Raw genomic sequence first — 24427 nt, 5'->3', positions numbered from 1 at the left:
ATCTATCAGTTGGCGCCAGTAGGCAGCGGGGCGAATGGCGACACGAGTTGCTCGGCGCGCATGTCGTGCCAGAAGGCGGCGGGGATGACGGCGTGTAGCGCTTGCTGGTCTTCGGCCAGGCGTTCCGGACGGCTGGCGCCGGGGATCACGGCAGCCACGGCAGGATTGGCCAAGGAAAATTGCAGGGCGGCAGCCTTGACGCTGACGCCGTGGCGCACGGCAATGGCCTTGATGCGTTCTACTTTGGCAATGATTTCGGGCGAAGCCTTCTGGTATTCGAAGTGCGCGCCGCCGGCCAGGATGCCCGAACTGTAGGGGCCGCCCACGACGATGTCGACGTTCTGTTTTGCCGCGGCCGGCATCAGGCGCTGCAGCGCACGTTCATGGTCGAGCAGGGTGTAGCGGCCGGCCAGCAAGAAGGCGTCCGGCTGGGCTTCGGCCAGGTCCAGGGTCAGTTCCAGCGGTTCCACCTTGTTCACGCCCACGCCCCAGGCCTTGATGACGCCTTCTTCGCGCAAGCGGGTCAGCAAGCGGAAGGCGCCCGTGCGGGCAATCTCGAATTGCGCCAGCCAGTTGTCGCCGTGGAAATCCTGGGCGATGTCGTGCACCCAGACGATATCGAGGCGGTCCGTATCCAGGCGTTTCAAACTGTCTTCGATCGAACGCAGGGTGGCGTCGGCCGAGTAGTCATCGACGATCTTGTTCTTGCGGCCAAATTCGAACAATCCCCCTTTTTCGCCCAGTTCGCGGGCGGCGGGGTCTTCCAGTTCGTCGAGGATCAGCCGGCCGACCTTGGTGCTCAGCACGTAATCGTCGCGGCGGCGCTGCTTCAGGGCGGCGCCCAGGCGCAGCTCGGCCAGGCCGGCGCCGTAGAACGGGGCCGTGTCGAAGTAGCGGATGCCCGATTCCCAGGCCGCATCGACGGTCGCCAGCGCTTCCTGTTCCGGAATGTTGCGGAACATATTGCCCAGCGGCGCCGTGCCGAAACCCAGTTTGCCTGTCAGTAAGTGTTTGATTGTCATGCTGTTTTCCTTCAATGAGTGAGTCAGTGCAGACAGAATAGCTGGACAAGTTAAGCCTGTCCAAGACATAATTGGCGCAACTTGAGTCCTGAAAGGTCTGACATGCTGGACATACGCCAATTGCAATACTTCATCGCCGTCGCCGAGGAAGAACACGTGGGACGGGCCGCCGAGCGCCTGCATATTTCCCAGTCGCCGCTGAGCCGGCAGATCGCCCAGCTCGAAGACCGGCTGGGCCTGACCCTGTTCGAGCGCAGCGCCCAGCGCATCCGCCTGACGCGCGACGGCCACACCTTCCTGGCCGAAGCGCGCGCGTTCATTACCCACGGGAACCGCCTGGAAGCGCTTGCGAAACGCCTGGGGCGCGGCGACGAGGGCGGCCTGTGCATAGGCTACATCGAAAACGCCATGCATGCGGGCGTCTTGCCGGAGGGGCTGCGCGCCTTGCGCGCCACGCGGCCGCAAGTGCACGTGGCCCTGTACAACCTGCATTCGGCCGAGCAGATCGAGGGCTTGCGCCAGCGCAGCCTCGATATCGCGCTGCTGTGCGAGCCGCCGCTGCCGAACGACCCGGACCTCGATTGCGCGCAAGTGCTGAGCGACCCCATGCTGCTGGCCTTGCCCGCGACGCATCCGCTGGCGGCCAAGGCCCAGCTGACCCCGGACGACCTGGCGGGCCAGGAGTGGATCGCCGTGCTGCACAAGGAAAGCGTGCTGAAACACGATAACTTCATCGCCGCCTGCGCGCGCGCCGGTTTTACGCCGGACATCCGCATGGAAGCAACGGAACCGCTGACGGCGCTGGGCCTGGTGGCGGCCGGACTGGGCATGGCCATGATCCAGCACAGCCTGCGCCAGCACGCGCCGGCCGGCGTCGTCGTGAGGGAATTGCCGTGGTTCAGCTACCGCACTCCATTGTGGCTGGCCTGGCACAAGGTCAATCTGCGTCCGCTGGTGGGGATTTTCCGGGCAACCTTGCTGCAGCAGGCGGGCGTGGCCGCTTAGCAACACCTAACAAAACCGTAGCGAGCGGGATGAGTTGTGGCTGAGAAGCGGAGCTGTGCTTGAGCACAGTGAGCATCGGAGGCCGCAAATCGCGACGCGCAGTAGGTTTGGTTAGGTGTTCTAGATTTTCCTGGCGCGCTTCAGGTGCAGGGGCAGCCACCACCACATGCAGACGATGAGCGAGCCCATCAGCACGCAGGCGACGATGCCGGCGACGTGGCCGAACACTTCCGACATCACCAGATTGGTGCCGAGGATGAACGCCAGCGCCAGCGAAAAGGCGCCGCACATCATGATGCGGTCGGCCACGCGCTTGAAGCGTTCGCGGTCTTGCAGGGGGCGCATCACGCGGTGCTGGATGGCTGGCGCGCTGAGCAGCACCAGGCTGGTCATGGACAGGAAAAACGTCAGCAGGAAGACGATTTTTTCCGCCTGCACGATCTTCGCGAAGCCGCCGTTGAAGGGCAGGATGATGAGGAAGGCCGTCAGCATCTGCGCGCCCGGCAAGAGGATGCGCAATTCGCTGAGCAGGTCGGACAAGTCGCCTTCCTCGCCTGGCTGATTATTGTCGTCATGTGGCGGGGTGTGCGGCATGGCGCTATTCCTGTTGGTGGCGATGGGGCCAGTCTACGCACAAGCGGCCAGGCCGACTGTGGGCGGGCGCACCTTCGGAAGCATTGCGTCAGAACCAGTGCGGGTAGCGTTGGCGCAGCCGCCACAAGGGCGTCGAGACGATGGCCGTGGGACTGTGCGAGGCGTCGTGGCCGCAATGGCCGCAACTGTGGCGCCGGTGCGGAGCCAGGGCGAAGTCGCCCAGGTCCAGGTGCGGGTGGCCGCAGCGGGCGCAGTCGCTGCAGCCCGGTGGCGCGCCAGCCTGCAAGGCGGCGGCGAACGCCTGCGCGGCGGGCGGCGTGATATTCAGTTGCACTATGTCGGGAGGAAACAGGCCGGGCAGGGCGCGGCAGTCGATGGTCAGGGCTGGCAGGTCGCGGCTGAACAGGGCGCCGCCGTCATTGGCCCGGGCGCGCAGTTGCAGCAGGCCATCATTGCCCAGGCGCAGGGTGCTGGCGTGGAATTGCGTGGGGTCGAACAATTCCGGATACAGCACATAGCCCATGGGGCTGGCGTGCTGGCGGCACTGCATGGGTTGCGCGGACGGGCAGGCGGCCAGGTCGGCTTGCGTGCCCCAGTAGCACTGGTGCGTGCGGCACCAGTGGCGTGCCGCGCCATTGCGAAATTTTCCAGTGGGCAGCAAATCGCACACGATGATGGCGTCCAGTCCCGCGCCGGCCCGAAAGTGGCCCGTGATGTGGGACGTGGTGACGGCAAGATGGCCCGTGCTCGCGTGCAGGGGCCAGCAGATGCCGGGCAGGGTCAGCGGCGTGGCCAATGGCGCCTCCGCGCGGCTATCGGCTTGCCAGCCGCCCGCTGGCCGGAAGCAAAAAACCCGCCGGTTGGGGCGGGCTGTGCTGACGGGGATGCCTGAGGCATGGCCCGGTCTATTCTTCCGTATCGGCCAGGGTGACGATGGCGCGCGCCCACTTCGAGTATTTCAGGTTTGCCAGGTCGCGCACGGTCTTGATATTGAATGCCTGCTTGAGCAGCTCCGCATCCTTCTCGCTCACGCCTTGCAGCGCATCGACGGGTGCATCAGCGATTTCCTTGAACGTCTTTTTTTCGTAAGCCTTGTCTACCGCTTTATTGATGTTCATGTGTTGATACTCCTCAGTAAGTGGGAAAATTAATTCTACACGTTTTTGCGAACCGTCAATTTACGCTTGCAAGTTGTGCCGAACTAAATATGATGGAGGTGGGCGCCTCGACAGTGAGGCCGTCTGTGCGTTCGCCTTGAGATTGTAATTATGTCACTGTTATTATTCATAGTATAATGATTTCCATGGCGGAGAATGGTCTGCGCCATGCCGGACACCGCGGTCACGCGGCACCAATCGATAGCGTTCAGGAGAATACGATGAGTTTGCTAGATCAACTTGCAGGACAGGCGATGAGCGCTTTGGGCAATAAAAGTGCTGACGGGGAAGCCCCATCGGGATTGATGGCCAGCGTGATGGACCTGGTCAACCAGCATGGCGGCTTGCCCGGCCTGCTGCAGAAATTCCAGGAAAGCGGCCTGGGCGACCAGGTGGCCAGCTGGATCGGCACGGGCGCCAATGCGCCCGTCTCCGGCGAACAGATCAAGGATGCGCTGGGCAGCGACACTATCACCCAGATCGCTGAAAAAGCGGGCGTCGCCCCGGACGCGGCCTCGGGCGGCCTGGCAGCCTTGCTGCCCCAGCTGATCGACAAGCTGACCCCGGACGGTCAGGTGCCGGAAGGCAACGACCTCGTCAGCCAGGGCTTGAATATGCTCAAGGGCAAGATCTTCGGTTGATTCCCTGGTCTTGCAAATGAAAAACCTCGCAGCGATGCGAGGTTTTTTTATGTGCAAGGTTTCTGGGGGATCAGAGTTAACGTCGGAAAAGCGCCTGTGGCTAGGCGCCGCCCCGAAGACAGTACGCGAGTACGGCGAGGGGCCGGCAACAACGCCACGGGCGTTTTTCAGGCGGCGGCCATTATTCCCAGGCGCTGCGCCATATACGCCGGTTCGCTGGTCAGTCTGGCCGTACTCCCTTCCACCAGATACGAGCAATACCGTCTCCGCTCGGCGCTGCCGCCGCGCCGTTCCATCAGCTCGCCCAGCATGGCGACGGCATCGGCGGCCATCTTTTGCACGGGCTGGCGCAGGGTGGTGATGTCGTAGCTGAGCCAGCCGGACGCTTCCAGCGCGTCGAAGCCGGCCACCGACATTTGCAGCGGCACCTGGATGCCCATCTGGTGGCGCGCCGTGTCCAGGCAGCCGATGGCCATGATGTCGTTGCCGCAAATGACGGCATCCGGCACGCGGCCCAGGCGGTCTATGACCTTGCGCAAGCCCCGTCCGCCGCTGGCGTAGTCATAGTTGCCGCTGACGACGATGGGCGCGGGCAAGCCCAGGGTCAGCAAGCGATCCAGCATGCCGGCCTTGCGTTCCTGCGCGACGGCCGAATCGCCGGGGCCGTCGATGATGGCGAACTGGCGGTGGCCCGCTTCGGCCAGGCGCGAGACGAGCAGGCGCGCCGCTTCGCCCTGGTCGCACAGCACGGCATGCACGGCGTGTTCGCGCGGGCTGCGGTTGAACAGCACCAGGGGCACGTCGCGCCGGCCGAATTCGGCCATCTGCTCGTCCGACAGGCAGGCGGCCACGACGGCGCCGTCGACCTGGTATTGCCACACATCGCTGAGGACCTTGCCGATATCCGCTTCGCGCTCCAGGGTAAACAATAACAGGCGCTTGCCCTGGCGGGCGATGTGCTGGCTCAGGTCGGACAATACTTGCGGATAGTACAGATTGGCCAGGTTGGAAATGATGACGGCCACCAGGTTCGAGCGGCGCGTGATCAGGCTGCGCGCGGCCGCGTTGGGGATGTAGTCGAGGCTGATGGCGGCCTGCATGACCTTGGCGTGGGTGGCTTGCGAGATGCTGGCGCCCGGCTTGAAGCAGCGCGACACGGCCGATTGCGACACGCCGGCCAGCAAGGCCACGTCATACGAGGTCACGCGCCGTCCGGCGCCGGGTATGGCGCGGCTGGCGGTGCTGGGTGTCCGGGCTACAGTATTCTTTTTTCGCATATTGGTCTGGCAAGCAACCTGTCTCAAAGTATTCCTGCAGGCCCGGCCGCTTGTGGCGGCCTGGGCGGGCAGAATGAGCATAGCGTAAAAGATTGCCGCATGGCAAGACTGTTTTCTTGTTCATGTTGCAAAAAATATGACTGAATGGCAAGTGGTATGCTTGCTCCTCAATCGGCGCTGTCGCAGGGCCCGCTGCCATAGGGGCTGAGGCGTCCCGGCGGGTCCACGCGGCGTGCGCTGAAATCGCTGGCCAGCGTGGGTAATGGCCATTCCGCCGTGGCGCTCGCTTCCGTGCCGCTGACGGTGCCGCGCACGGTCAGGGCCACGTGCACCCAGGAACCATAGTTGCGCGGATAGCTGACGGTGACGGTGGCCATGCCCAGCGCGTCGCTCAGGCCGCTGGCGCTGACGGTCAGGGGGATGCCCGGATCGAGCACGCCATTGCCGTTGCGGTCGTAGGCGGCGTCAAAGATGCCGTTGCGCAAGACATCTTCATTGGCGCAGCTGTAGAGGGGCAGGGCCGGGCGCCAGACGCCCGTGTCGGGGAACTCGGGCTTGTCCGCCTGCCACACGTAAGATCCCTTGGCATAGCGGCTGGGCCAGGCGGCGGCCGTGATGGCGACGCCCGGCACGGCATTGCCGGCGCTGTCGGACACGAACACGGCAAAGTCCTTCTGCAGCACGCTGGGTGAATATTCGCGCAGCAGGCTGCCCGTGCCCAGCTTGATCGACAGCGCTTGCCGCGCCACCGTCAGGCGCACGAGGGCCGTGGCCGCCGCTTGTGGCGCGCCTTCGATGCGGGCCTGGATCAGCACGCCGTCGCGGCCGCTGTCGGCCGGCCCCGCCACATACACGGCGCGCGCCAGGCCGTCGCTGCCCGTCAGCACCCGGCCCGCCTGCCGTAAATAGCCGCCGCTGGGGTCGCTCAAGATGGAAAACAGCACGGGCGCGTTCTTGACCAGGTTGTTGGCCGCGCCATCGCGCACCACGGCGCTGATGGTGCTGATACTTGTGCTGACGTTGTCGGCCGATGCCGCCGAAGTGGTCGTATTCGCGCGCAGCACTGCCGGGTCCGCTTGCACGGCCAGCTTGCTGGCGCCGCTCAGAGGCGCGACGAATTCCAGCCGCGTCTGGGCCGAGGGGCCGCCCGCCACGGCAGCCGTGAGGGTGGCCACGCCCGCGTTGGCCGATTGCACATAGCTGCGCGGCAAGTTGCCGTTGCTAAAAATCAAACTGGCAGGCAAGGCCTGGCTGCAGGCGCTGTCGCTGAACAGGCTGCCGCGCGAGGTCGACAGGCTGGCGCTGCCCGCTTGCGGCACGCCCGCCTTGTCATAGCGCGCGTCGATGGGCTGGCACGCCAGGGTCGCCACTTCCGGCAGCACGTCCGCGCCGCTGGCGTCCTGGCCCACGGCCGGACTCAGGCGCAGGTCGCTGCCGGCCACGGCATACGCTTGCGTGGCGGCGGCGCCCAGCGCGCTGACGGACACGGCATCCTTGCCCAGGCTGCCTGCGGTCAGGCGCAGCACCAGCTGGCCTTGCGCATTGCTGAGCGCCGCGCTCCCATCCTTGACGCGCACGCCGTTGCCGGCGCCCGTGCTGTAGGCGATGGCGGCGCCGGCCACGGGTTTGCGCGCCGAGTCGCGCACGGTGACGGTGAGGTCGGCGCCCTGGCCCAGCATCAGGGCGGCCGGCCCCAGCACTTCCACGCTGCTGCCCGTCACGGCCACCGTGCCCTTGCCGCTGCGCGCGCCGACAGTCGCCGTCACGGTGATGCTGCGGTTGCTGTTGGCGCCGCCCGTGCCAAGCAGGGCGCGCGCCTGGCCATTCTTGTCCGTCACGGCGTCGACGCTGCCGAGGATGCCGGAATCGGCGGCAAAGGAAATCTTTGCGTTTGGCAAGGCGAGATTGGCGCCATCCTTGACGAGGGCTGTGACGGCCACTTCGCTGCCGGCCGATCCCGCCGAGGCCAGTTCCGTGCTGGAAAAGACCAGGTTGACGGCGCTGGCCAGGCTGGCCGGCTCGGGCGGCGTGACGGGAGGAATCATGGGGGGCGTCACGGGCGGGGTGACCGGCGGCTTCACGGGCGGCACGGTGGGCGGCGGGCTGCCGCCGCAGCCTGCCGTGCTGTGCAGCGAGCAGCCGGCGCCGGCCTGGGTATCGGCGGAACCGCCGCCGCAGCCGGCCAGGGAAACGAGGAAGGTTGCCAGCAAGGTAGCAGGCAGCAAAGCGGCGGGCAGGTGGCGTGGGTGGCGCAGGCGGGCGAGGGGCACGATGGGTCTCCGGGAGCTGGCCGAGTTGCTCGGCATTCATTTCCCAAGAGTAGCTTTTGCGCGCGGCCGCTACTTGATGCAAAGCAAGTTTATGCTGTTGACCCCGTCGAATGGGTTTTGCTGGTGCAATAGCCTGCCTTCTGATAACATAACGCCCCTTTATTCAGGGAAGGGTCGACATGGCCAATGCTTGCGGCGTCGATTTCGGCACGTCAAATTCCACGGTAGGCTGGGCACGTCCCGGGCAGAGCACCATGCTCGGCCTGGAAGATGGCAAGACGACCTTACCGTCCGTCGTCTTCTTCAATGCGGAAGACGAGGAAGTCAGTTTTGGCCGCGCGGCGCTGGCCGGCTATCTGGCCGGTTACGAGGGGCGCTTGATGCGCTCGCTGAAAAGCTTGCTGGGCACGAGCCTCATCGATGGCCAGACGGAAGTGGGTGGCCGCGCCTTGCCATTTCGCATGTTGCTGGCGCAATTCATTGGCGAAGTGAAACGCCGCGCCGAGCAATCCGCGGGCCGCGAATTCTCGTCCGCCGTATTCGGCCGTCCCGTCTTCTTCATCGATGACAATGCGCAAGCCGACCAGCTGGCGCAAGACACGCTGGCCGAAGTGGCCCGCTCCGTCGGTTTCAAGGACGTCGCCTTCCAGTTCGAGCCGATTGCCGCCGCGTTCGACTACGAGTCGCAAATCGACAAGGAAGAACTGGTGCTGATCGCCGACATCGGCGGCGGTACGTCCGACTTTTCGCTGGTGCGCCTGTCGCCGGAACGGGCGAAGAAAACCGAGCGGCGCGACGACATCCTCGCCACCGGCGGCGTGCACATCGGCGGCACGGATTTCGATAAATACCTGAGCCTGTCTTCCGTCATGCCTCTGCTGGGCTATGGCAGCCGCCTGCATAACAATAGCGAAGTGCCGTCCAGCTATTATTTCAACCTGGCGACCTGGCACACGATCAACCTGGCCTACACGAAGAAGATCTGGGTGCAGCTGGCCGACGTGTGCCGCGATGCGCGTGAGCAAGACAAGATGGGCCGTTTGCAAAAGCTGATCGACGAGCGCGCCGGCCACTGGCTGGCCATGAAAGTTGAAGAAGGCAAGATTGCCCTGTCCGACGCGGCTGAAGTGCAGCTGGAACTGGACCGCCTGTCGCCCGCGCAAAGTCTGTTGCTCAAACGCACGCAGTTCGACGAGGCCATCGGCCACCTGTGCGGTTCCGTGGAAGAAACCGTGCTGCGTCTGCTGCGCGACGCGGGCGTGGCGCCGGAAGCCGTCGACACCGTGTTCTTCACGGGCGGCTCCAGCGGCGTGCGCCTGCTGCGCGAAAAGATCGCAGCCCTGGTGCCGGCCGCGCGCAAGGTCGAAGGCGATCTGTTCGGCAGTATCGGTGCGGGACTCGCGCTGGACGCCGTGCGTAAATTTGGTTGATAAAATGTGCATGGCGGCGTTGCCGCGTCTTGCCGTACTGGTGTACTGTCTGCGACACGGCGCCTTGCCCTGCGCATTTTATCGATACCCCCACTGTTGCACCCACGAAAGAACGCCCCATGAATGTGTTTGACAAACCGATCGTCATGATCGACTTCGAGACGACCGGTTTATCTCCCGACATGGGCGACCGCATCACGGAAGTGGCGGCGCTGCGCATCGAGGGCGGGCAGATCACGGACCGCTATGTGACCCTGATCAACTGCAATGCGCGCATTCCCTCGTTCATCACGGGTTTGACGGGCATCACGCAAGCGATGGTGGACAAGGCGCCGCCCGTGGCCGAGGTGGTGCCGCAGTTGCTCGACTTCATCGGCAGCGATGCCTTGTCGGCGCACAATGCCAGCTTCGATGAAAAATTCCTGCGCGCGGAAAGCGCCAGGCTGAACCTGACACCGGCGCACCAGTCGCTCGTGTGTTCATTGAAACTGTCGCGCCGCGTGTTTCCCGGCATGGCCAGCTACAAGCTGGGCTTGCTGTCCAGCCAGCTGGGCATCGCCTTCAAGAGCGCCGCCCACAGGGCCGAGTCCGATGCGGAAGTGGCGGCACAAGTGCTGATCCATATCGGCCGCCATTTGCGCAGCAGCTATGGCATCGCTGACGTCGACGCGGATTTGCTCGTGTCGCTGAACAAGCTGGCCGCCGCCAAGGTGCCGCAATTCCTGCAAAAACATCCATCACGCCGTTGAGCGCCATGCCTGCCTAAGCGTGCTCATCAAAACGATATAATTTTGTTATTTCGTTTGAGCCTGCTCAAGTCCTTCCCCCGCATCGAATTTAAAATTTAAGCAACACATGATTTCGCCGCCCTGGGCCGCCGTTTTGCGCGTGCTGCCAGCAAGCGCAATGTGGATGGGGGCGCACATGGACAAGCACCATACTGCCAGAGATAGCCACGAGGCGTATATCTGGTTCCGCACGGCTGCCGAGCAGGGCAATGCCTACGCCCAGTTCAATCTGGGCTTGATGTACAAGAAGGGCGAAGGCGTGGCGCAAGACGATGCGCGCGCCTTTGTCTGGCTACGCCTGGCCGCGCTGCAAGGGCTGGCGTTCGCGCAAAACCACCTGGGCGCCCTGTATTACCACGGCCGCGGCGTGGCGCAGAGCGACGAGGACGCCGTGCTGTGGTTTCGCCGCGCGGCTGCGCAGGGCGATGCGTCGGCCCAGCAAAACCTGGGACAGATGTACCGCAAGGGACGGGGCGTGCTGCAGAGCGACGAACTGGCCCTGGCATGGTTTTACCGCGCCTCCGAACAGGGCGTGGCCAGCGCGCAATCCTTGCTGGGCGAAGCCTATGCGCAAGGCCTGGGCGCGAAAAAGAACGATGCGCTGGCCCTGGCGTGGTTCCGCAAGGCAGCCTTGCAGGGCGATGCGCAGGCGCAGCTGAACCTGGGGCTCGTCTACAAGCGGGGCCAGGGCGTGGCGCAAAGCGATACGCAGGCGCTGGCCTGGTTCCGCCAGGCCGCCGCCCAGGGCCTGGCCGTGGCGCAGCGGCAACTTGGCGTGGCGTATGCGGAAGGCCTGGGCGTGGCGCCCGATCAGCTGCGCGCCTACGCCTGGCTGCAGCGGGCGGCCGAGCAGGATGACGCCGACGCCCAGTTCAACCTGGGCCTGATGCTGGCGCGGGGGCAGGGTGTGGACAAGGACGAGGCGCGCGCCGTCGTCTGGTACCGGCGTGCCGCCCTGCAAGGTCACTGCATGGCGCAATACAATCTGGGCGGCATGTTTGCAGGCGGGCGGGGCGTCGCGCGCGACCTGCGCCAGGCGCTGGACTGGTATGCCAGGGCGGCGGCCCAGGGCGCGTCGAATGCGCAGTTCAACCTGGGCGTGATGTATGCGAATGGCCAGGGCGTGGAGCGCGACGAGGTGTGCGCCGTGCGCTGGTACCGCACGGCGGCCGAGCAGGGCGATGCCAGTGCGCAAAACAACCTGGGCGTCATGTATGCGAGCGGTCACGGCGTGCCGCAAGACGATGGCCTGGCCGTGCAATGGTATGCGCGCGCGGCCGGCCAGGGCCATGCGCTGGCGCAGTACAACCTGGGCGGCATGTACAACAGCGGGCGCGGCGTGGAGAAGGATCCCGTTTGCGGCTATATGTGGCTGGCGCTGGCGGCCGAGGGCGGCGATAGCGGAGCGGCCAGGGCGCGGGAAGCGGCTGCCGCCAGGCTGGAGCCGGCACAGCTGCAAGAGGCGCAGCAGCGCATGCGGCAATGGCACCAGGTGCGTTCCCCGCCACGGCCGCCACGGCCAGCGCGCGACTGAAGCGTGGGCGCGGACGCGGGCTGCGTGCGATAATTGCTGGCAGGAATGTCGCGAAGGCGGCGTGGTTTTTGGCACAGCGAAAGGTGGAACATGGTAAGGCAGGCAGGCGAGGATGCATCCGAACAAAAAGTCATCGACGACATCGCCACGCATGGCTGGCATGGCGTGCATATCAGTGCCGATGAAGAGGGCCCCGGCTACGCCTTCACGATAGGCGCTTGCCACAGCTTTGGCCAGCCTGAATTTCTCATCATGGGCTTGCCGCGCGCCGTGGCCCACCAGATACTCGACGTGGCGCTGGACGCCGCGCGCAGCGGCGCCATCACGGATTTCACGGCCACCACGGACGTCTTGCTGAAGGGCCATCAGTGTGCCTTCGTGCGCGTGCCCGTCGAGCAATACCGCAACTATGTCGGCTATGCGCGCTGGTATTACCAGGGTGACGAGTTTACCGTGTACCAGATCGTCTGGCCGTCGCGCGATGGCCATTTTCCATGGCAGGCGCAAGCCAGTGCGCAGTACGTGGAAAGCCAGCCACTGCTGGGACCGGCGCCGCTGGCGGCATGACGAGAATCGTGACCGGCACGGCCACCCTGTGCGTGTTCGATCCGGCCCTCTTGCGCCACAAGCTGGAAGATGACTGCGATTGGTGGAGTATTCCCGGCGCGGAACTGGCGGCCGTGAACGCGGGGCAGGTAGCGTTTTTCAACGTCGGCGGCGACGGCGCGTATGACATCGCCTTGCACGCCGAACTTGCCGAGCCGCATGTGGTCGTGCATCTGGCCGTGGTCTCAGGCCGGGTCTTCATCGGCGCAGGGGAAGACGTCACCGGCGGCGGCCTGGAACCGGACACGGCATATGGTGGCCTGTTCGTCGACGTGCCCGCGGGCAGTTACCGCTTGCAGGCGCGCCGCGATGAGGCACGCATCAGCCTGGCATTCGTGCCCGATGCCCGCAGCAGCAATGCGTTTGGCGACCTCGTGCGTATTTGAGTGCGGCTGGCCTGTCCCCGTCCAGCTTTGACTATTGCCCCTGGCTACGCATCCATGCGCGCCGCGCCCGCGCCTTGCCGCCGGTCCAGGAACAGGCTGTTGCCGTGGATTTTCTTCGCCTGCTTCTTCGCTTCCGCCGCCTGCGTGGCAATCTGGTGGTGCGTGTAATACTGGTGCGCTTCCACCTTGATGACGCCCAGGGATAGGCTGATCAGGGAATAAAACACTTTCTTGCCTTGCCGGTCTTCGCTGATGTAGCCGCCCCGTTCGCAATCGCTGGTGCTGTAATAGGCGAGGATGGCGGCCGCGAAGTCGTCCAGCATGGCCTGGCAGCGCGCTTCCCAGTCTTCGCTCTGGAACAGGATCATGAAATCGTCGCCGCCGATGTGGCCGATGAAGTCGCGGTTCGGGTCGCAATGGCTGCTGAGGATTTCTCCCGTCAGCTGGATCACGTCGTCGCCCTTGCGGTAGCCGTACACATCGTTGAAGGGCTTGAAGTGGTCGAGGTCGCAATAGCAGACCCAGAAGCGGCTGCCACTGTGCAGCAGGCGGTCGATATGCTCGTTGATGGGTACGTTGCCGGGCAGTTGCGTCAGCGGGTTGGCATAGCGGGCCGCGTTGATCTGCATCTGCGTGATTTCGCGCATCAGGTCGTGTCCCGTGCCCATGCCCAGGTAGCGGCCGTGTTCGGTAATGATGAAACCGTTGAACAGATGGTGGGCGCTCGATTGCACCATGGTGTAGCTGAGTTCCTGCAAGCTCGTTTCGTGGTCGGCGATCAGGGGCGTGGCATCCATGAACAGGCTGCATGATTTCTTGCCATACAGTTCGCGCTGGTAGGGCCGGGCGAAGTGGTCGATCATCTCGAAGCGGCTGATCAGGCCCAGCGGCACGCCATCGTCGACGACGGGAATGATCATCAGCTTCGGGTCTTTCAGGAAAATATCGTACACCTCGTTATTGTTTCTCTCGGGCGAAACGGCCGCCACGCGGTGCAGCAGCTTGCGGATGCTGGCGCCGTTCTTTTCCAGGCTGCTGCGCTGCGGATACACGGCCACGCCGTTGCGTCCCAGCGCCTGCACCACTTCGGCCGGCAGGGCGCGCGCCGGCACCGCGTTGGGCCGGCCCAGGTGATAGCCTTGTCCGAACGCCACGCCCAGGTCGCGCAAGACGAGCAATTCCGTTTGCGCCTCGATGCCTTCGGCGATCACCAGGGTGCCCGATTTTTCCGCGATTTCCTGGATCGAGCGCACGAACTGCAGTTTCACGGGGTCATTATTGATGCCCTGGATGAAATGCATGTCGATTTTCACGTATTCGGGGCGCAGTTCCGACCACAGGCGCAGGCTGGAAAATCCCTCTCCCAGGTCGTCGATGGCGATCTGGAAACCCATGTTGCGGTAATGCAGCACCGCTTCGCGCATCAGCTCGTAGTCATACGTGGGCTGGTTTTCCGTCAGCTCGATGATGACGCGGTCCGGATTGATGCCGATGTGCTCGATGTATTCCAGGGTCTCGCCATGGCGGGCATTGCGCAGCAACAGGCATTCGGGGCTGACATTGAGAAACAGCTTGCCCGGCAGTTGCAGTTCGGCGAAGCGTTCGAGCACCACTTGCCGGCACAGGTGCTCCACTTCCAGGGTCAGGTCATGCGCGCGCGCCACCTTGAACAGATTCATCGGCGCGTGCAATGGGCTGTCGGACGGCCCCCGTATCAAGCCTTCGTAGCCGATGATGTCGCCGCTGTGCATGTGGATGATGGGCTGGAACAGCGCGCTCAGCTTGCGGCCCGCAATGATCTCGTGCAAGGCATCCGTCCCTTCGATGCTCATGGATACCGATGGCGGCTTCAGGTAAGCCACATTCGATGGCACCGCGCCGGGCGGCGCGGCGGTGGCGGTGGGGAGGGCGAGAGTGTGCATAGGCGGATGTGGCGGCACGGCCTCTGGACGGGCCATGAACATGTTGCCGATAGTAAAGAAGATTTATGACGGCTTGATGAAACGACTTTGTTTTTGATAATGTTTCTTGCATGAACGTCAGTTTGCCGATTCCGGCGAAAGCGAGATTTATCATGGCTATTCACGTAAATTCCCCAAACAAAAGACGGTAAATCCACTGGATAACTGTGCTTTAAAAGTGGCAATCCGCGCTATGATTTCTCTTGGCGAAAGTCAATATGGGCAGCCGCCGCGCATGCAGGCGGCCTGCTTTCCTCGACATCCAACAATGAGACAACAACCCATGCAATTACGTAGTGCAACCCTCATATTCAGCTTGATGGCCGCCTTCGGTGGCAATGCCCTGGCGCAAAGCGCCGCGATGCCATCGTGCCCGGCCGGCGATGGCGCACCCGTGACGTATCCGGTCAGCAAAAAAGTCGACCAGCAAGACAGCTATTTCGGCACCACCATCGCCGATCCGTACCGCTGGCTGGAAGATGCCAACAGCGCCGAGACAGGCGAGTGGGTTGCGGCGCAAAACAAGCTGACGCAATCGTACCTGGGCACCATCCCGGAGCGCGCCGCGATCAAGCAGCGCCTGACCAAGCTGTGGAATTATGAGCGTTTCTCTACGCCAACGAAGCAGGGCGGCCGTTACTTCTACAGCCGCAATGACGGCTTGCAGAACCAGGCCGTGCTGTACACGGTGAAAAAACTGACGGACGAGCCGCGCCTGCTGCTGGACCCGAACACCCTGTCCACGGATGGCACGGTGGCGCTGGCCGGCACTTCGATCAGCCCGAACGGCAAGTACCTGGCGTATGCCACGTCCGCTTCCGGTTCCGACTGGAACGAGTGGAAGGTGCGCGACATCGAATCGGGCAAGGATTTGACGGACCACATCAAGTGGGCCAAGTTCTCCGGCGCTTCGTGGACCAAGGACAACACCGGTTTCTTCTACAGCCGCTATGACGCGCCGAACGAAGCCACCAAGCTGGCCGATATCAATTACTTCCAGAAATTGTATTTCCATAAAATCGGCACGCCGCAAAGCGACGACGTGCTCGTCTTCGACCGTCCCGACCAGAAGGAATGGGCGTTTGGCGGCAGCACCGTCAGCGACGACGGCAATTACCTGATCATCACGGCCACGCAAGGCACGGAACGCAAGAACCGCATTTTCTACAAGGACTTGCGCCAAAAGAACGCCAAGGTGGTCGGCTTGCTGGAAGCATTCGATGCGTCGTACTCGTTCATCGACAATGACGGCCCCGTGTTCTTCTTCAAGACGGATAACAAGGCGCCGAAATCGCGCGTGATCGCCATCGACACGCGCAAGCCTGCCCCTGTTGACTGGAAGGAAATCGTGCCGCAAAGCGCGGAAACCCTCGTTGCCGTCAATCTGATCAACAACCAGCTGGTGCTCGATTACCTGAAAGATGCGCAAACGCAAATCAAGATCGTCGACCTGAACGGCAAGCTGGTGCGCGAAGTGGCCTTGCCGGGCATCGGTTCGGCCGGCGGCTTTGCCGGCAAGCGTGGCGACACGGAAACGTTCTACTCGTTTACCAGTTTCACGACGCCAGCGACCATCTACCGCTACGACATGAAATCGGGCAAGAGCAGCGTGTACCGCCAGCCGAAGGTCGATTTTGACCCGAACGCCTTTGAAACGCGCCAGCAATTCTTCACCAGCCGCGACGGCACCAAGGTGCCGATGTTCATCGTCTCGAAAAAAGGCATGAAGCTCGACGGTTCGAACCCGACCTATCTGTACGGCTATGGCGGCTTCAATATTTCGCTGACGCCGAGCTTCTCCGTGGCAAATCTTGCCTGGGTGGAAATGGGTGGCGTCTACGTGATGGCCAACCTGCGCGGCGGCGGCGAATACGGCGAAGCCTGGCACCAGGCTGGCACCAAGCTGAACAAGCAAAACGTGTTCGACGACTTTATTGGCGCGGCGCAATGGCTGGTGGACAACAAGGTCACTTCGCCATCGAAGCTGGCGATCGGCGGCGGCAGCAATGGCGGCCTGCTGGTGGGCGCGGCCATGACGCAGCGTCCCGACCTGTTCGCCGCGGCGATCCCGCAGGTGGGCGTGCTCGACATGTTGCGTTTCCACAAGTTCACCGTGGGCTGGGGCTGGGTGCCTGACTACGGTTCGTCGGACGATGCCGAGCAATTCAAGGCGCTGGTGAAATACTCGCCGCTGCACAATCTGAAGGCGGGCGGCTGCTATCCAGCCACCATGATCACGACGGCCGACCACGACGACCGCGTCGTGCCTGCCCACAGCTTCAAGTTCGCCGCCGCGGCCCAGGCAGCGCAAGGCGGCGCGGCGCCCGTGCTGATCCGCATCGACAGCAAGGCCGGCCATGGCGCCGGCAAGCCGACGACCAAGCAGATCGAAGAAGTGGCCGACCGCTGGGGCTTCCTCAGCCGTTCGCTGAAGATGACGCCGGTAGTGGCGGAGCCGGCCAAGGTGGCGGCGCAGTAATCAGGTAGTGTTCAGGTAAAAAACGCGGGTGCCGTTGGCCCGCGCTTTTTTTACGTCCGCTGCAAAGGCGCGATGCGCGCCAGCACGCCGTTGCCAAACGTGGACTGGAACGGCAAATCCTTGCGCTGCGCATAGCCGATATAGCAATCGCACTTGAAGCGGGGGCAGGATTTCTCTTGCAGCATGTCCGCCAGGTCGTCCGTGTACAGGTTGCCCAGGCGCTCGGGCACGAAATGGCAGCGCGCCAGCTCGCCGTCGCCATCGACGGACAGCGACGCCTCGCCCGCCAGACAGGGCTTGCCGCGCGAGGGCGAAGGGCGCCGGTTTTGCGCGAACCACGGGTCGACGGCGTCCAGCCAGGCCAGGTCTTCCACCGCGTAGTAGCCGGGACCACGCCGGTCATAGGCGTTCAGCCACAGGTAGACATGCGCGGGCAGGGCCGCGCGCAGGGCGCGGATGGCGTCCAGGTGCTCGTTCATCGCCACGACGCCGACGGAATAGCGCACGCCCATGGCGTCCAGGCGCGCGCAGCGTTCGAGAAAGCGGGCCAGCGTCGTCTGGTCCGGGTGGTAGGTACACCACAGGCCGATCTTTTCCAGCCCATCCATCCCCTGCAGCCAGTTCAGGGGGCCGGACAGATTCGTTTGCAGCGCCACCTGGCGCACGTGCGGCAGTGCGGCCAGGGTTTGCATGGCCGCGCGGTAGTGGCGCCGCACCAGCGCTTCGCCCCAGGGGGTGAACAGCACGCCGATGGGGCGCGTTTGCCGCGCCACCCAATCCGTAAAACGCGCTACTTCGCGCGCATCGCGGGCCAGCGCGGCGCGGCTGTCGCGCTTCTTGGCAAACGGGCAGTAGCCGCAGGCGTAATTGCAGCTCGCCAGCGTGCCCCGGTACAGCAGGGACAGAGTGCCAGGCGGCGTTGTCAGCACGCCTGGCCCTCTTGCGCCATCAGCGTGCGCACCGTCTCGGAGGCCAGCCACGGGCCGATGGTGTCGGCATAGCTGTAGCCGCGGTCATTGAGGCGCAGCAGCGGACCATTCTCCTGCACCAGCTCCAGCGCGTGCAGTTCGGCCAGCTGCGGCAGATCCATCTCGCAGCGCGTGCCGAAGCGCGCCGTGTAGGCGTCGCGGTCCAGGCCCGGTTCCGTCAGCAGCGACTGGATCACGTAGCGCCGGCGCTGCTCTTCCTCGCCCAGCACGTAGCCGTGTTCGGCCTGCGCGAAGCTTACTTCGTCCAGCGCCAGGTAGTTGTCGATGATACCGATGGTCTCTGTTCGTGCCACCGCGTATTCGCTCGAATAATGCAGGCTGGCCGTGTAGGAGCGCGCGCCCGCGCCCAGGCCCACCATGCCGTCATTCTGGCAGCAGTACGAGGGACCGTTTTGTTCCGGCGCATGAGGAGCGCGGAACATGCGCATCGATACCTGTTCATAGCCTTGTGCGCGCAAATGGTCGCGCGCGGCCGCGTACAGGGCCAGCCGGCTGTCGCCGTCCTGCGCCAGCATGATGGGGTTCAGCGTATCGGCGCCTTTGCGCCGCGCGATCTTGCCAAGGCCCGTCTGCTCGCGCACGTACAGCGGATACAGATAGATTTCCTCGGGCCGGAAGGCCAGCGCGCTGTCGATGGACGCCAGCAGGCTGGCGACGGTTTGCCCCGCGATGCCGTAGATCAGGTCCAGGTTCAGGGTGGGAAAGCCGGCCGCGCGTATCAGGCCGATGGCGTGATGGACGGTGGCGTTTTGCTGGGGCCGCGCCAGCGCGCGCATCTCGCCGGCGGCAAAGCTCTGGATGCCCAGGCTGACCCGGTCGATGCCGTGCGCGCGGCAGACGGCCAGGCGCTCGGCCGTGATGGTTTCGGGCGACGCTTCGATGCCGGCCGGCGTGGCCTGCAAATCGATGCCGAGGATGTCGCGCGCGCCGCACAGCAAGGTGTCCAGCTGCGCCGGCGACAGATAGGTGGGCGTGCCGCCGCCCAGCGCGAAGCGGGCGAAGCGCCGTTCGCCCAGTGCGCCGGCCAGTGCGCGCATCTGCACCAGCACTTGCCGCACGTAGCGTTCGACCATGTCGGCGCCGGGGCGGGCCATGGCGAACAGGTTGCAAAAGCCGCAGCGCATCTCGCAAAATGGAATATGGATGTACGCGAACAGGGCGGAGCGGTCTTGCCGCGCCCACAGGGGCGCCAGCGGCGCCGCCTGCGGCAAGGCGCGGTAGGCCGCCTTGTGCGGATACGAATACGAATACGCCTGGTAGGGCGTGTGGCGCATGCGCTGCGCCAGGGTGCCAGGTTGTTCGGTTGGGTTCACGGTGGGGACTCCTTGGGAGGTGTATCGGGGGCGATGAAGAAGTGCGCATACGGCACGTTCCACACGCTGTCGTGGGCGATGCGGTGGCCGCGGTAGCCATCTTCGCCATAGGCGCTGCCGTGATCCGAGCAGACGATGGCAAACGTGGGCGCGCGCGCGGTGCAGGCGGCAAACAGGGGCGCCAGCGCGCCATCCACATAGCGCAGCGCTGCCGCATGGCTGTCCAGATTGTCGGCGCGGCAGCCGGGCAGGTAGGCGCGGTTCGGCGTGTGCAGGGCGGCCACGTTGATGAACAAAAAAGTGCGCTGATCGCCGTCCGCCAGGCGGGCTATGGCCAGCGCCACCTGCTTTTGCGTCGAATGGCGGCTGGCCACGCCCATGCCCGCGCTCCAGTGGCTTTCCTGGAACAGCGACGGCAGCACCGTGCCCAGCGCCGTTTGCTTGTTGAAGAAGCCCACGCCGCCGATGCAGATGGTGCGGTAGCCGCGCGCGGCCAGCGCGGCGGGAAGGTTCGCTTCCTCGAAGGCGAACGTGTGCTTTGACGTCGTTTCGCTGCCCGCAAACGCGCTGGCGAACAGGCGCGGATGGCGGCCCGGCGCGGCCGGCGTGGGCAAAAAGCCCGCGAAGAAGGCCTGGTGCGCGGCATAGGTGAACGTGGCGGGCGAGTGGCGCCGTTCCCAGCCGCCCGGCGGTAAAAAACGTCCCAGCACGGGCAATTCACCCGCCTCGTACAGGGCTTGGGCCACGTCAAAGCGCAGGGTGTCGAGCGTGAGGAAGACGATATCGTGGCTGCCGACGATGGCGTGCATGTCGGGGATGGCCGGTGTGTCCGGTGTATCTTTAAGCATGTGTCAGTTGCGTCAATTGCGCCGCATAGGTGTCCGCGCCTTGCCACAGCAGGCCTGGCAGCAGGTCGCCGAAGGCGTTCGCTTCCAGCACGTGGGCCTGGCCCTGGCGCACGACGAGGTCGTAGCCCGTCACGTGGCTGGCGGGGAAGGCGCACGCGGCCTGGGCGGCAGCCGCTTCCAGCGCCTCCAGGTCGGCTGCGTTCAAGAGGCCGGATGCCTCGCCGCGCCGGTTGTCGAGGTGCAGATTGGTCATCATGTGCTGTCCGATGCGCGCCACCCGGTGCGCGGGCTGGCCCGCCAGGGTCACGACGCGCAGGTCGTAGTGGCTGTCGCCGCAGCGCGGCTTGTTCAGCCACGTTTCCGCATACAGTTCCTGGGCGGCCAGCGCGTCGACGAGGGCGGCGATGTCGTGCCGCGTGTCATAGCGCGCCATGCGCTTGACATTGAACAGGCGCGCCGCGCCATCCCCATGCTGCAGGGCGGCCGAGGTGGTGGCTTGCTGGCGTCCTGCCTTGTTCCTGCGGTAGGCGACGACGCCGGACGCGGACGAGCCGTAGCGCGGCTTCAGATACACGCGGTCGAGGTCATGCTGGCGCAGCAGCGCTTGCAGATGCTCGTAGCCATGCACGGGGCCGAGCAGGGGGGGAATGGCGATGCCGTGCGCGGCCAGGTGGCGCTGGCAGGCCAGCTTGTCCGTCATGCGGACAATCTCTGCCGGCGCATTGAAGACGCGTATGTGCGGCAAGGCCGCCAGTTGCCCCGCCAGGTCTTGCATGGCGCCGGCAAAGCCCGCAAACCACGCATCCATGGCCAGCAGTTCGCCATGTTCGGGCGCACGCGCGGGGGCGCGGTCCAGCCGCCGCCAGCCCGCCTGCAGCAAGAGAAAATGGGCAGAAGGATCGTCGCCGGGCGGCTCGATCTTCAACAGGCCGGGCTGGCGCAAGGCGTCTGTCAGCAGCGCCGGCTGCGCCAGCCAGTCGCGCCATTCCAGCACCTGCGCGGGCGGCAGGCGCAGTTGCGCGCGCGCCGCCTGCATCAGGCGCACGCGCTTGCTGCCGGCGCTGGCCAGCAGGGTGAGGGGTGTAGCCAAAGGAAAAGACTCCGCTTATTCGCCCACGGCCACGTAGCGGTAGCTTTCGCCGTCGTCTTCGTCCGCTTCCTGCGGGTCGTCCAGCACCACTTCGAAGGGCAGCGCCTTCAGCTTGGCCTGGTTTTCTTCCGAGATGTAATGGTGCGACAGGTCCAGGCGTTTCAGCTTGCCCAGCTGCGTGTGATTGAGCACGGCCACGGCGCCCAGGTCGCCGATGGTGCCCAGCGACAGGTCGAGCGTGTCGAGCTGCGCCACCAGCGGCTCTTCCGCCAGCCACACGGCCAGGTCATCGGCGATTTCCGCGTCGCGCAAGCCCAGGTAGCGCAGGGTCGGCACGGTCAGCTGCGCCAGCACCTTGCGGTACAGGTCGACGTCGCCCGAGAAGCCGTATTCCTCGGTGCCCAGCCACAGTTCCAGGTGTTCCAGCTGCGGCATGCTCGATTGCGCCAGCGCTTCGGCGATCTTTTGATCGAGGCCGCCCGTTTCGATGGTGAAGCGGCGCAGGTGCTGGTGCGCGAACGGTTCGATGACGAGCTCATTGCCGCCGCGGATGCGCAATTCTTCCAGCTGCGGGAAGGCGTCCAGCAGGGGCTTGTAGCTGCCTTGCACGATCCACGAGATTTCGCATTCCTCGTACGTCATGTCGCCGATGAACAGGGCGCGCACATTGGGCAGTTGCGGCGCGTGGGCGATCAGCGCGGCGATCACTTCGTCGGCGCCCGATTCGTACGGATCGCCCCACATGCCGATGATCAGCGCTGCGAGCGCATTCTGGTCCGCCTTGGCGAGAAAGCCGGCGATCAGCTCGTCCATCTTGCGCTTGTCGTCGTACTCGAGCGACAAACGGTAGACGATGTCGGGCGAGGCGTCGAAGGGCAGGTCAGGGTCGTACTGGACGACTTTCTTGTTGTGGAAGGTGGTGGTGCTGTCGGAAATGGTCATCGCGTGGGCTCCGTAAAAAACAGTTGGGGCCTGGATGCCGCGCAGGGGCGTAGCAAGGATGGGGCGAGCCGGGATGTGCTGCGGCGCTCTGCAAAGACATCCAGGCCTGGAAATCTTGTCTATTGCGAAATCTTAACATGGACAAAAGGACTTATTGCGCACGGCTGCGCGGCAACGCAGCGACTGAAAATGCCTTGAAAACAACAATGTTGTCAAATAAGTTTACATTTTTGATATTTAATCGTATCGTGCATTTTTCTTGGAGGAATGATGAAAATAATTCGGAACGTTACGCTTTCCCTGTTTTTCAGCTCCATCAGCCCGCTGTTGCTGGCGCAGGGGGCGCCGGCATCGCGGCCACAGTTTACCGTCACGGTGTTCGACAATGCGTCTCACGCCAACCTCACGGTGGGCAGCATCAGCGCCATGGGGCAGATTTACGGCGTGGGCCGGCTCGACGGCGTCGACATGGTGTATGCCACGGCGGGCAGTCAATTGACGGTGGCGCCGAAGGCCGCGGTGAGTAACCTGGTGTTTGCCAGCAATGCGGCGGGGGACAGCCTGATACGCTCGGCCGGCAGCAATGGCAATGAGATGGTGCACATCCTGTCGGGCGGCGTGGCCACCTCGCTCAATATCGCCGGGCAAACGACGTGGTCCGGGAGTATGAATGCTGCAGGGCAAGTTGCCTTCAATGCGGGCTTCGGCAGCTATGCCACTTTCGACTACACGACGAAAGCCTATCTGTACGACCCGCAAACGGGCATACGGGCGCTGGGCACCCTGGGCGGCAGGGACAGCTATGTCACGGGCATCAACGACGATGGCGTCGTCGTCGGCGCTTCCGCGATGGCGCCGACTCCGGGCGGTTCGCAAGGCTTCATGTACAAGGATGGCGTGATGACCAGCGCGACGGGCTGGGGCGGTTACCAGAGCACGATTTCGGGCATCAACAATGCGGGCCAGATGGTGGGCCATGTCACCCCCGACTGGAACCAGGACCGGACGCGCGGTTTTCTCCAGACCGACGGCAACAACACGGTCCTGAAATCCATCTCCACACCGATCGGCGTGGATGGCTTGGGCCAAGTGCTGGGGACAAACGCCATGTTCTACAGCAATGGGGTGACTTACAGCCTGGAAAGTCTGGTGCAGGGAGAGGCGGGCTGGAGCTACATGGCCGTCGGCGGCATCAACGAGGCGGGACAGATTTCCGCGCGCCGTTGCCAGTCGCTCATTTGCGAGATTGTCCGCCTCGATCCCGTCAGCGCCGTGCCCGAGCCGCAAACCTATGCCATGTTGCTGGCTGGCATGACCTTGCTGGGCTTTGCGGGGCGCCGGCGCCGACAGCGCCCGTGTGATGCCGTAACGTAATACTTTCTGCCAGACAGGATGGGCCGGCGCGCTAGCGGTGGATCACTACCAGCAGCGCCTTACCCTCCGTTTTTCCCAGATTCCTGATGGTATGCGGCAAGTCCGCCGGATACCTGGCCGTGCCGCCATTCTTGACCTTTTTCTTCGCCGTTCCCACTTCCAGTTCCAGGTTGCCATGGATCACCGTCAAATGCTCGGTGGTACCCGGATCGTGCGGCTGCGACGCCAGTTCGCCGCCCGGCGCCAGGGTCACCTCATACCATTCATATTTGCCGGCCAGTTCCATCGGCCCCAGGATGCGCAGCACGTAGCCCGCGTGGTCGCCGGGCAGGGTGGGGGTTTCGTGGGCGTCCGTGATGCGGATGGTTTCCACGGCTTTTTCCGCGCTGGACAGCAATTCGCCGATCTGCACGCCCAGGGCGTTGGCCAGGCGCCACGTGATGGCGATGGTGGGATTGGCCTTTTCGCGCTCGATCTGCGACAGCATGGACTTCGAGACGCCCGCGATGCGCGACAAATCCTCCAGTGTCAGGCCGCGCGCAAGGCGCAACCGTTGCAGGGTGGCGCCCACTTCGGGCGGAGAATTGGTCGAAACGCTGGTTTTCATCGGCAGGTGGCTTGCAAAGTTCAAAAGGCTTGGGTAATATCCACTATATTGAATTTCAGTTCGAAATAGTGGATTTTGAGGAAAAACACGGAAACGTGTAGACTTCAAACAGCG

At 64.1% G+C, this 24427-nt stretch carries 22 protein-coding genes; 9 read left to right on the top strand and 13 right to left on the bottom strand.

Annotated features, from left to right (window positions below; translation table 11 throughout):
• Positions 1–5: 5 nt before the first annotated feature.
• The gene (locus NCG91_RS05680) at positions 6–1022 is read right to left on the bottom strand and encodes an aldo/keto reductase (protein WP_251348937.1); all 1017 of its coding nucleotides are present in this window, start codon (positions 1020–1022) and stop codon (positions 6–8) included.
• Positions 1023–1124: 102 nt separating this feature from the next.
• On the opposite strand from NCG91_RS05680, the gene NCG91_RS05675 reads away from it, so the two are divergent.
• Positions 1125–2027, top strand: coding sequence for a LysR family transcriptional regulator (locus NCG91_RS05675; protein ID WP_251348936.1), 903 nt, complete (start codon positions 1125–1127; stop codon positions 2025–2027).
• Between the two features lie 120 nt (positions 2028–2147).
• Here the strand turns inward: NCG91_RS05675 and NCG91_RS05670 are convergent, their stop codons facing one another.
• The 3 genes from NCG91_RS05670 to NCG91_RS05660 form a co-directional block, all read right to left on the bottom strand.
• On the bottom strand, positions 2148–2621 hold the full coding sequence (locus NCG91_RS05670; protein WP_251348935.1) for a DUF6328 family protein: 474 nt from the start codon (positions 2619–2621) through the stop codon (positions 2148–2150).
• Between the two features lie 88 nt (positions 2622–2709).
• Positions 2710–3417: a hypothetical protein gene (locus NCG91_RS05665; protein WP_251348934.1), complete on the bottom strand. Its 708-nt coding sequence runs from the start codon at positions 3415–3417 to the stop codon at positions 2710–2712.
• A 109-nt stretch (positions 3418–3526) separates the two neighbouring features.
• Positions 3527–3739 carry a hypothetical protein gene (locus NCG91_RS05660; RefSeq protein ID WP_034751103.1) on the bottom strand — a complete coding sequence of 71 codons (213 nt, stop codon included), beginning with the start codon at positions 3737–3739 and terminating at the stop codon, positions 3527–3529.
• Between the two features lie 260 nt (positions 3740–3999).
• On the opposite strand from NCG91_RS05660, the gene NCG91_RS05655 reads away from it, so the two are divergent.
• A complete protein-coding gene (locus NCG91_RS05655) occupies positions 4000–4419 on the top strand; it encodes a YidB family protein (RefSeq protein ID WP_034751100.1) in 420 nt (139 codons plus the stop codon).
• Positions 4420–4586: 167 nt separating this feature from the next.
• On the opposite strand, the gene NCG91_RS05650 is transcribed toward NCG91_RS05655, so the two are convergent.
• Together NCG91_RS05650 and NCG91_RS05645 are read right to left on the bottom strand one after the other, a co-directional pair.
• Complete coding sequence (locus NCG91_RS05650) at positions 4587–5624, bottom strand: LacI family DNA-binding transcriptional regulator (protein WP_251348933.1); 1038 nt, start codon at positions 5622–5624, stop codon at positions 4587–4589.
• 239 nt (positions 5625–5863) lie between these two features.
• Entirely contained in the window at positions 5864–7966 is a 2103-nt protein-coding gene (locus NCG91_RS05645; RefSeq protein ID WP_251348932.1) for an Ig-like domain-containing protein, read from the bottom strand.
• A gap of 179 nt (positions 7967–8145) precedes the next feature.
• Here NCG91_RS05645 and NCG91_RS05640 point away from each other — a divergent pair, with 179 nt between their 5' ends.
• The 5 genes from NCG91_RS05640 (at position 8146) to NCG91_RS05615 (ending at position 12710) form a co-directional block, all read left to right on the top strand.
• On the top strand, positions 8146–9396 hold the full coding sequence (locus NCG91_RS05640) for an Hsp70 family protein (protein WP_034781446.1): 1251 nt from the start codon (positions 8146–8148) through the stop codon (positions 9394–9396).
• A gap of 119 nt (positions 9397–9515) precedes the next feature.
• Positions 9516–10145: a 3'-5' exonuclease gene (locus NCG91_RS05635; protein ID WP_171985014.1), complete on the top strand. Its 630-nt coding sequence runs from the start codon at positions 9516–9518 to the stop codon at positions 10143–10145.
• Positions 10146–10320: 175 nt separating this feature from the next.
• Positions 10321–11718 carry a tetratricopeptide repeat protein gene (locus tag NCG91_RS27985; RefSeq protein WP_285817018.1) on the top strand — a complete coding sequence of 466 codons (1398 nt, stop codon included), beginning with the start codon at positions 10321–10323 and terminating at the stop codon, positions 11716–11718.
• Between the two features lie 90 nt (positions 11719–11808).
• On the top strand, positions 11809–12285 hold the full coding sequence (locus NCG91_RS05620) for a DUF4262 domain-containing protein (RefSeq protein WP_251348931.1): 477 nt from the start codon (positions 11809–11811) through the stop codon (positions 12283–12285).
• Positions 12282–12710 carry a DUF6386 family protein gene (locus tag NCG91_RS05615; RefSeq protein ID WP_251348930.1) on the top strand — a complete coding sequence of 143 codons (429 nt, stop codon included), beginning with the start codon at positions 12282–12284 and terminating at the stop codon, positions 12708–12710. Before NCG91_RS05620 ends, NCG91_RS05615 begins: the two co-directional genes overlap by 4 nt.
• A gap of 44 nt (positions 12711–12754) precedes the next feature.
• On the opposite strand, the gene NCG91_RS05610 is transcribed toward NCG91_RS05615, so the two are convergent.
• On the bottom strand, positions 12755–14542 hold the full coding sequence (locus NCG91_RS05610; protein WP_251349227.1) for a GGDEF domain-containing protein: 1788 nt from the start codon (positions 14540–14542) through the stop codon (positions 12755–12757).
• A gap of 412 nt (positions 14543–14954) precedes the next feature.
• Between NCG91_RS05610 and NCG91_RS05605 the strand changes: the two genes are divergently transcribed.
• Positions 14955–17150 carry a prolyl oligopeptidase family serine peptidase gene (locus NCG91_RS05605; protein ID WP_251348929.1) on the top strand — a complete coding sequence of 732 codons (2196 nt, stop codon included), beginning with the start codon at positions 14955–14957 and terminating at the stop codon, positions 17148–17150.
• Between the two features lie 50 nt (positions 17151–17200).
• Here the strand turns inward: NCG91_RS05605 and NCG91_RS05600 are convergent, their stop codons facing one another.
• The 5 genes from NCG91_RS05600 to NCG91_RS05580 are packed head-to-tail and all read right to left on the bottom strand — an operon-like array spanning position 17201 to position 22332.
• Entirely contained in the window at positions 17201–18079 is an 879-nt protein-coding gene (locus NCG91_RS05600) for an STM4011 family radical SAM protein (protein WP_251348928.1), read from the bottom strand.
• Positions 18073–19452 (bottom strand): STM4012 family radical SAM protein, encoded by a 1380-nt coding sequence (locus NCG91_RS05595; protein ID WP_251348927.1) that lies wholly within the window; start codon positions 19450–19452, stop codon positions 18073–18075. The genes NCG91_RS05600 and NCG91_RS05595 overlap by 7 nt, the downstream gene beginning before the upstream one ends.
• Positions 19449–20300, bottom strand: a complete 852-nt coding sequence (locus NCG91_RS05590; protein WP_251348926.1) for an STM4013/SEN3800 family hydrolase — start codon at positions 20298–20300, stop codon at positions 19449–19451. The genes NCG91_RS05595 and NCG91_RS05590 overlap by 4 nt, the downstream gene beginning before the upstream one ends.
• The gene (locus NCG91_RS05585; protein ID WP_251348925.1) at positions 20293–21390 is read right to left on the bottom strand and encodes an STM4014 family protein; all 1098 of its coding nucleotides are present in this window, start codon (positions 21388–21390) and stop codon (positions 20293–20295) included. Before NCG91_RS05585 ends, NCG91_RS05590 begins: the two co-directional genes overlap by 8 nt.
• A 15-nt stretch (positions 21391–21405) precedes the next feature.
• Positions 21406–22332: an STM4015 family protein gene (locus NCG91_RS05580; RefSeq protein WP_251348924.1), complete on the bottom strand. Its 927-nt coding sequence runs from the start codon at positions 22330–22332 to the stop codon at positions 21406–21408.
• Between the two features lie 270 nt (positions 22333–22602).
• Between NCG91_RS05580 and NCG91_RS05575 the strand changes: the two genes are divergently transcribed.
• Complete coding sequence (locus tag NCG91_RS05575) at positions 22603–23706, top strand: PEP-CTERM sorting domain-containing protein (RefSeq protein ID WP_251348923.1); 1104 nt, start codon at positions 22603–22605, stop codon at positions 23704–23706.
• 31 nt (positions 23707–23737) lie between these two features.
• On the opposite strand, the gene NCG91_RS05570 is transcribed toward NCG91_RS05575, so the two are convergent.
• Positions 23738–24313, bottom strand: coding sequence for a helix-turn-helix domain-containing protein (locus NCG91_RS05570; protein ID WP_077403922.1), 576 nt, complete (start codon positions 24311–24313; stop codon positions 23738–23740).
• Positions 24314–24427 lie beyond the last annotated feature (114 nt).

This window comes from Janthinobacterium kumbetense (genome assembly GCF_023703445.1).
Lineage (GTDB): Bacteria > Pseudomonadota > Gammaproteobacteria > Burkholderiales > Burkholderiaceae_D > Janthinobacterium > Janthinobacterium kumbetense.
The sequence above is the reverse complement of the archived record's forward strand: the minus strand, read 5'-3'. Positions and strand labels throughout refer to the sequence as shown.

Excerpts from the sequence above, each read along its gene's own strand:
- NCG91_RS05680 (WP_251348937.1), bottom strand. The coding sequence starts at position 1,022 with ATGACAATCAAACACTTACTGACAGGCAAACTGGGTTTCGGCACGGCG.
- NCG91_RS05675 (WP_251348936.1), top strand. The coding sequence starts at position 1,125 with ATGCTGGACATACGCCAATTGCAATACTTCATCGCCGTCGCCGAGGAA.
- NCG91_RS05670 (WP_251348935.1), bottom strand. The coding sequence starts at position 2,621 with ATGCCGCACACCCCGCCACATGACGACAATAATCAGCCAGGCGAGGAA.
- NCG91_RS05660 (WP_034751103.1), bottom strand. The coding sequence starts at position 3,739 with ATGAACATCAATAAAGCGGTAGACAAGGCTTACGAAAAAAAGACGTTC.
- NCG91_RS05655 (WP_034751100.1), top strand. The coding sequence starts at position 4,000 with ATGAGTTTGCTAGATCAACTTGCAGGACAGGCGATGAGCGCTTTGGGC.
- NCG91_RS05640 (WP_034781446.1), top strand. The coding sequence starts at position 8,146 with ATGGCCAATGCTTGCGGCGTCGATTTCGGCACGTCAAATTCCACGGTA.
- NCG91_RS05635 (WP_171985014.1), top strand. The coding sequence starts at position 9,516 with ATGAATGTGTTTGACAAACCGATCGTCATGATCGACTTCGAGACGACC.
- NCG91_RS27985 (WP_285817018.1), top strand. The coding sequence starts at position 10,321 with ATGGACAAGCACCATACTGCCAGAGATAGCCACGAGGCGTATATCTGG.
- NCG91_RS05620 (WP_251348931.1), top strand. The coding sequence starts at position 11,809 with ATGGTAAGGCAGGCAGGCGAGGATGCATCCGAACAAAAAGTCATCGAC.
- NCG91_RS05615 (WP_251348930.1), top strand. The coding sequence starts at position 12,282 with ATGACGAGAATCGTGACCGGCACGGCCACCCTGTGCGTGTTCGATCCG.
- NCG91_RS05610 (WP_251349227.1), bottom strand. The coding sequence starts at position 14,542 with ATGAGCATCGAAGGGACGGATGCCTTGCACGAGATCATTGCGGGCCGC.
- NCG91_RS05605 (WP_251348929.1), top strand. The coding sequence starts at position 14,955 with ATGCAATTACGTAGTGCAACCCTCATATTCAGCTTGATGGCCGCCTTC.
- NCG91_RS05590 (WP_251348926.1), bottom strand. The coding sequence starts at position 20,300 with ATGCTTAAAGATACACCGGACACACCGGCCATCCCCGACATGCACGCC.
- NCG91_RS05580 (WP_251348924.1), bottom strand. The coding sequence starts at position 22,332 with ATGACCATTTCCGACAGCACCACCACCTTCCACAACAAGAAAGTCGTC.
- NCG91_RS05575 (WP_251348923.1), top strand. The coding sequence starts at position 22,603 with ATGAAAATAATTCGGAACGTTACGCTTTCCCTGTTTTTCAGCTCCATC.
- NCG91_RS05570 (WP_077403922.1), bottom strand. The coding sequence starts at position 24,313 with ATGAAAACCAGCGTTTCGACCAATTCTCCGCCCGAAGTGGGCGCCACC.